Raw genomic sequence first — 6,000 nt, forward strand, 5'->3', positions numbered from 1 at the left:
TATGAGATAATAATGGTGTAGTAGACGGCACCTTGAAAACAGAATATTTCTGGCCGCCATATATACACCGTTCACTCGGAAAGTGAGGAGTATATTATGGCAGAGCAAATGATACAGAATATCAGCGGCATCACTGGCGGAGAAGCGCAAGTCCATGTAAGACGGGTTGTTTGTCTGTATCGGGTGTCCTCGGTGGGACAGGTAGAGAAGGATGATATTCCCATGCAGAAGCAGTCCTGCCGGGAGTTTGTTCAGAGACAAACTGGCTGGGAGATTGTTAAGGAGTTTTCCGAGAAGGGCGTATCCGGTTTTAAGAAGTCCGCAAAGGACAGGGACGCCATTCAGGAAATCCAGAAGCTGGCCCTGCAAGGCGGGTTTGACATCCTGCTGGTGTTCATGTTTGACCGGCTGGGCCGCAGGGACGATGAAACGCCTTTTGTGGTGGAGTGGTTTGTCAAGCAGAATATCGAAGTGTGGAGTGCCATGGAGGGCCAGCAAAGATTTGACAATCACGTTGATAAACTGCTGAATTACATCCGCTACTGGCAGGCGTCCGGGGAGAGTATCAAGACCTCTATGCGTGTTAAGACACGGATTGAACAGTTGACCCAAGAGGGCCACTTTACCGGCGGACGCGCGCCTTTTGGCTACCGGGCCGAAAAGACAGGCCGCACGAACAAGAAAAATCAGGACGTGCGAGACCTCGTGATAGACCCGGAGGACGCGGAGATCGTCAAGCTGATTTTTCAGAAATATGTCTATGAGGGTTACGGGGCGCTCCGTCTTTGCCGCTATTTCAGGGAGCAGGGCATACGAAGGAAGGACGGCGGCGAAGTGACCGTGGGCATGATTAACAGGGCTGTGAAAAACTCCATCTACATCGGTGTCATCCACAGAGGTGACAGTAAATCGGAAGTGCTGCCGGACCTGAAAATCATTGACGAGGAATTGTTTTTCAGGGCGTTGGAAATTGCCGGTGAGCGGAAGGTGCAAAAACGGGAAGTCCCCCTCACTACAAGAGGCCGGTCCCTTTTGGTGGGAAATGTCTATTGCGGCTGCTGTGGGGCGCGTCTCATGCTGGCAACCTCCGGCCACAAGTATCAGAAGAAGGACGGTACTGTAAGCACAAGCACCTGTTCCAGCTATAAGTGCTACAACAGGACATTCGCCCCTGGGAAATGTGACGGGCAGACTTCTTTCAGTGTTGAAAAGCTGGACAACCTTGTGGAGCAGATCATCCGCATCCAGCTGTCGCAAATCCAAAAGGCCCCGCCCCAAACGCTGCTTGCGAAGCAGAGAAGCCGGGAAGTTGACCTTGCCAAAATGAAAGCGAAGCGCCTGCATGACGAGTACGAACAGAAGCAGAGGGCTTATCAGGATTTACGAGCCGAGACGCTGAAAGTTATCCAGGGCAACAGCCGTTTCAGCGCCGACCTGCTGAACAGCCTGATGGACGAAACCGCCGCCCAGCTGAAGGAGCTGGAAAGCCAGATGCAGGCGGCGGAATTGGAAGTACGGGAAACCGTGTCCAGCGCCGAGCAGGTACAGAAGGAATACACTCAGCTGATGAATTGGGCCGAGCTGTATGACAACTGTTCTTTTGAGGCAAAGAAAATGATTGTGGCACAGTTTGTAAAGGCTGTCCACGTCAAGCGGGGCTATGAGTTGGATATTGAGTTCAACGTATCCTTCGAGGAATTTCAGGCTCTTTATCTGGAGCCGGAGGAAAAGGGCCGTAAACGCAAAAGGGCCGGGGAAATCCTGGCCCTTGCGGAGTGCGCTGGATAGGTTCCCCGGCTGATTAGGGTGCTTTTAAGAAGTTCACCCGTTCCATTTTTGGTTGGTACGAATACCTGCAAACGTACTAACTAAAAAAATATTTGTTGCTATAACCGTACTGTTCGGCGTCCCAAACGTCGGTAATGTCGATGTAAACCTGGGGCATATAGCCGCTGCGCTCGGTCTGAGAGGGCTCAAAGCCGTAGATCTGTACGATACCAGTAGTATCCTGGCACTGGGAGGGAACTCCCTTGTGCCGGGCCATGCCAAAGGCGGTGAAGGTGATGTCGCTGGCCGCAACATGGTCGGCGTTGGTGTCGTCGTGCCAGTCATGGGTAATGATCAGGGTAGGCTTGAACTGCCGCATCTTGTCATTCAGGCGGTTCAAAATTTCCTCAGAGGACACCAGAGGATGGTCGGGATAGTCCCACATCTCAAACTCGTCCACACCCAGGAACTTGGCGGCCTCGGTGGACTCACGCAAGCGGGTCGCCTTCACGGTCTTCGCAGTCTGGTCAGGCTGTTTCCAAAGTGCGCCGGATTCACCCCGCTCGCCGTGGGTCAGGCACACAACACTGACCGCAGCCCCCATCTTCTTGTACTTCGCAATGGTGCCGGAGCAGCGCCAGACCCAATCGGCGGCATGGGCGGATACAACCATCAGTCTTTCGCTCATTTTGCATATCTCCCTTTCTGTTTTCTTTGAATCAGTCGTTCAGCAGAGCCTTGGGGTTGTCCACGATGGCTTTACGCACGTCGGTCTCGGAAAATCCGCTCTCCTCCACCAGACGGGTGCAGAATTCCAGCAGGCCCTCATCAGGATACTTGTTTTTCGGCTGACCCAGGTCGGTATTGATTACGCAATGCTCAATACCAATCTCCTTAATCTGGCCCACCATCTTCTTATATGGGACCTTGCCGGAACTGACACCGTTGGTGGTGTGCTCCATGTAGCAGCCCAGCTTCAGCATCTCCTTCTGATATTCCACGGCATAACCGGAGGCAGCGGAGGAGACATGCGTGCAGATAATACGGTCCACCTTGTGCTCCCTGGCCGCCTTGGTGACCAGCAGGCAGTCCTCTACAGACAGATGGCCGGTTGCCATAATCATGTCATACTTGGCAATCAACTCCAGGACCTCATGGGTCTCAGGCAGAAGTTTGCCGTCCTTGCTGACGTTTGCAGGCTGAAGGGTAAAGCCCTCATTCTTCATGTCGACAATGATGCTGGCCCAGAAACCCCGCTTCTCGGGGGGCAGTGTAAACACACGGTTGATGGAGTTCTCTGTGTCTACTGTGGGGAATCCGACAATTTTTGTACCAGCCCGGCCCGCCAGTTCGACCGCAAAGGGGTTGATGCCGCCAACGGAGTTGTTCAGCCACAGCATACCAAAAGCATGGCAGGCAGGAAACATCTTATTCACCATCTTTGCACGGTCCGCAGTGCAGAAATAGTGAGATTTAATAGCAAAACCAGCCATACCAGTGTCAATGATGCGCTGAGCCATATCAAAGTCATCGAATCTACGCGGTAAAACATCAGGAGCGGAATGTACATGCAAATCATATGCACCGGTAATAATACTTTCTTTCATTGCTGTTACCTCTTTCTTTCATGATATGATGTATAAAACCTATCAACACATTTGATCACTAAAATAGAAATTTTTATAATTAGGTTTTACAAAATTATTCTAATATAATTCGCATTTTTTGTAAAATACACATAATTAATGGTTCATAAAAAAATTTTATGCTTTGTTTACCATAGTATCCGCTTACTTTAAAATAAGCTCTACTTAAAAAATGTGTAGGCAGCTGATTTCACCTGCCTACGCACTATTTTCTATAGCTGAATCCACATCAGCTATTCAGCCCAAAGCCATACCGGCATCCAGTGCCTGAATATTGACACCGATGACCTTGGGTTTAGCAGAAAAATACTCCTGTATTGCGGACACAAGACTGTTTCGCCTCAGCATACTGGTCTTTTTTGCAATCAAGCCCAATGCGATGGTGTTGGCCACGGCCGGGTTGCCCAGCTCAATGCTCATTTCGCGGAAGTTGTACCCTATGTGTGTCCCTTTCGCCCCCTCTGAGGGAGTCACCTGCTCCGTATCATAAAATACCAGGGTGTGCTCCCCCAGCCGGTTGACATAGCGGTCGTACGCCACCTGAGCCAAACAGAGAATGACATCAGGCGTCTCAATATTGGGGTAGTTAATCGGAGCATCGCTGACAATGACGTCTGATTTGGTAAAGGTTCCTCTGGTCTCGGAACCGTAGGAGGAGGTCAGTGTCGCATAGGCATTTTCATAGATGGACGCAGCTTCGCCAATGATCTCGCCGGTGGAGATCAATCCTTGCCCGCCGACACCGCTCAGAACGATTTTCAGTTTCATAATAAACTCCTCCCTTACGCCTTCAGCGAGTCGACAATACGCCTATATTTGGTGTAGTAGTCCTCACGACTCTTATTCACCAGCACGCCGGCAGCAAATTTCCCCTGCAGCTCCTCCTCGCTCATTGTCCGGGCTTTCTCCACTGGGACCGTCATCTCGTGGACCTTCTCCAGCATACGGGCCGCGCCGCCGAACTTGTTCAACCTGCCATAGTGGGTGGGGCAGGTATCCATGATTTCGATGAGCGCAAAGCCTTTCACTGACATCCCCTGTTGGATCAGATTCCGTATTTGCATAGGGCTGTAGGGAGTTGTACGGGCCACAAAGGGGGTGCCGGCTGCCTCCGCCAGCTTGCAGATGTCAAAGCCGGGCTCCACATGTCCGTAAATTGAGGTGGAAGTGACACTCCCCTCCGGCGTTGTAGCGGAGTACTGGCCGCCAGTCTGTCCATAGTTATAGTTGTTGGCTACGATCGCAGTCACATTGATGTTGCGCCGAGCCGCATGAATCAGGTGGTTGCCGCCGATTGTGCAGCAGTCGCCGTCGCCCATGGTAACCAGGATATGTAAGTCCGGGTTGGCCAGAGCCATTCCGGTGGCGGCGGGCAAAGCGCGGCCATGGGTTACGTGCATACAGTTGATATCCAGGTAATCATCCACCCGGCCAAAGCAGCCGATACCGCTGACCAGAGCGACGTCATGCTTGTCCAGCTCCTGCATGGCCAGAGCGTCCGCGATTGCCTGCAATATCACACCGTGTCCGCAGCCTGCGCACCAGGTGTGAGGAAGCTTGTCAAAGAGCATATAATCCTTATAATTCGCCATCTCAACGGCCCTCCTTCCAAGCGTCGATGATCTGTTTCGGTGTAATCAGGATGCCGTCAACCCGGTTCGCCTGAATCACGCTGCAGCCGTAGTCGTTGAATTTCCGGATTTCTCCCGCGATCTGTCCCAGATTCAGCTCCGGCACCACGACGGTCTTTGCCGAGGCGAGGACTTGACGGATTTCCTTCTCCGGCAGAGGCCACACTGTCTGCAACTGAAGCAGGCCGGCCTTTACGCCTTCTCTCCGCAGCTGCTCCATGGCGCTCATAGCCGACCGAGTGGAACAGCCATATGTAAGGAACACAACCTCCGCATCGTCGAGATGAAACTTTTTCGTCAAACAGATATCGTCTGTATGGGACTCAATCTTGTTGGTCAGGTAGCGGGTCACCCGGTCAATATTTTTGGGCGTGGGACAAAACTCCCCCTTTTCGTCGTGGGTAGAACCTGTGGTGCGGGAGAGGTACTGGTCCGAACCGAAGGGAGGCATGGGTGAGGGCATATCGGAATCGTAATCATAGGGGCGGAAATCCTGGGGAGCAATGCCTTGCGGCTGCCTGCGGTCTATAATTTCGGAGGGGTCCAGCTCCCGGATGGTCACAGTCTCGCGCAGGTGGCCGATGGTCTCGTCCACCATCAAATAAACCGGCGTACGGTATTTTTCTGCCATGTTGAAGGCCTGAACCGTCAAGTCAAAGCACTCCTGGACGGATGCGGGTGACAGCGCGATGATACTGTGGTCCCCATGACAGCCCCAGCGGCACTGCATCATATCACCCTGGGCCGGCTTTGTTGCGGCGCCGGTGGAGGGGCCGCTGCGCTGTACGTCAATGACGACACAGGGGATCTCGGACATGATCCCAAGCCCCAGGTTTTCCTGCATCAGGGAAATGCCAGGCCCGCTGGTGGCTGTATACGCCTCCTACAATATAGTTACGGTATAAGGCACGGCAGCCAGCCGTGTCTTTTGTCGTCTCAAAGCTGAAGCTGTAGAA

6 protein-coding genes and 1 pseudogene are annotated in these 6,000 nt (G+C 52.6%); 1 reads left to right on the forward strand and 6 read right to left on the reverse strand.

Going from position 1 to position 6,000, the window contains the following annotated elements; genetic code table 11:
* Positions 1-96 precede the first annotated feature (96 nt).
* Positions 97-1,788, forward strand: coding sequence for a recombinase family protein (locus D1641_RS13810; protein WP_160666666.1), 1,692 nt, complete (start codon positions 97-99; stop codon positions 1,786-1,788).
* Positions 1,789-1,864: 76 nt separating this feature from the next.
* Here D1641_RS13810 and D1641_RS13815 read toward each other — a convergent pair whose 3' ends face one another.
* From D1641_RS13815 to D1641_RS19750, 6 genes and pseudogenes are all read right to left on the reverse strand, one after another.
* On the reverse strand, positions 1,865-2,455 hold the full coding sequence (locus D1641_RS13815; RefSeq protein ID WP_160666668.1) for a PIG-L family deacetylase: 591 nt from the start codon (positions 2,453-2,455) through the stop codon (positions 1,865-1,867).
* 31 nt (positions 2,456-2,486) lie between these two features.
* On the reverse strand, positions 2,487-3,374 hold the full coding sequence (locus D1641_RS13820; RefSeq protein ID WP_160666670.1) for a DUF6282 family protein: 888 nt from the start codon (positions 3,372-3,374) through the stop codon (positions 2,487-2,489).
* 276 nt (positions 3,375-3,650) lie between these two features.
* Positions 3,651-4,181 carry a 2-oxoacid:acceptor oxidoreductase family protein gene (locus D1641_RS13825; protein ID WP_160666672.1) on the reverse strand — a complete coding sequence of 177 codons (531 nt, stop codon included), beginning with the start codon at positions 4,179-4,181 and terminating at the stop codon, positions 3,651-3,653.
* Positions 4,182-4,195: 14 nt separating this feature from the next.
* Positions 4,196-5,005 carry a thiamine pyrophosphate-dependent enzyme gene (locus D1641_RS13830; protein WP_160666674.1) on the reverse strand — a complete coding sequence of 270 codons (810 nt, stop codon included), beginning with the start codon at positions 5,003-5,005 and terminating at the stop codon, positions 4,196-4,198.
* A gap of 1 nt (position 5,006) precedes the next feature.
* The gene (locus D1641_RS19745) at positions 5,007-5,396 is read right to left on the reverse strand and encodes a transketolase C-terminal domain-containing protein (protein ID WP_347707438.1); all 390 of its coding nucleotides are present in this window, start codon (positions 5,394-5,396) and stop codon (positions 5,007-5,009) included.
* Positions 5,397-5,438: 42 nt separating this feature from the next.
* Positions 5,439-5,912 (reverse strand): annotated as a pseudogene (locus D1641_RS19750) (2-oxoacid:acceptor oxidoreductase subunit alpha); the annotation flags it as partial.
* Positions 5,913-6,000: the final 88 nt, after the last annotated feature.

It is taken from the genome of Colidextribacter sp. OB.20, from assembly GCF_009911595.1.
Taxonomy (GTDB): Bacteria; Bacillota; Clostridia; order Oscillospirales; family Oscillospiraceae; genus Lawsonibacter.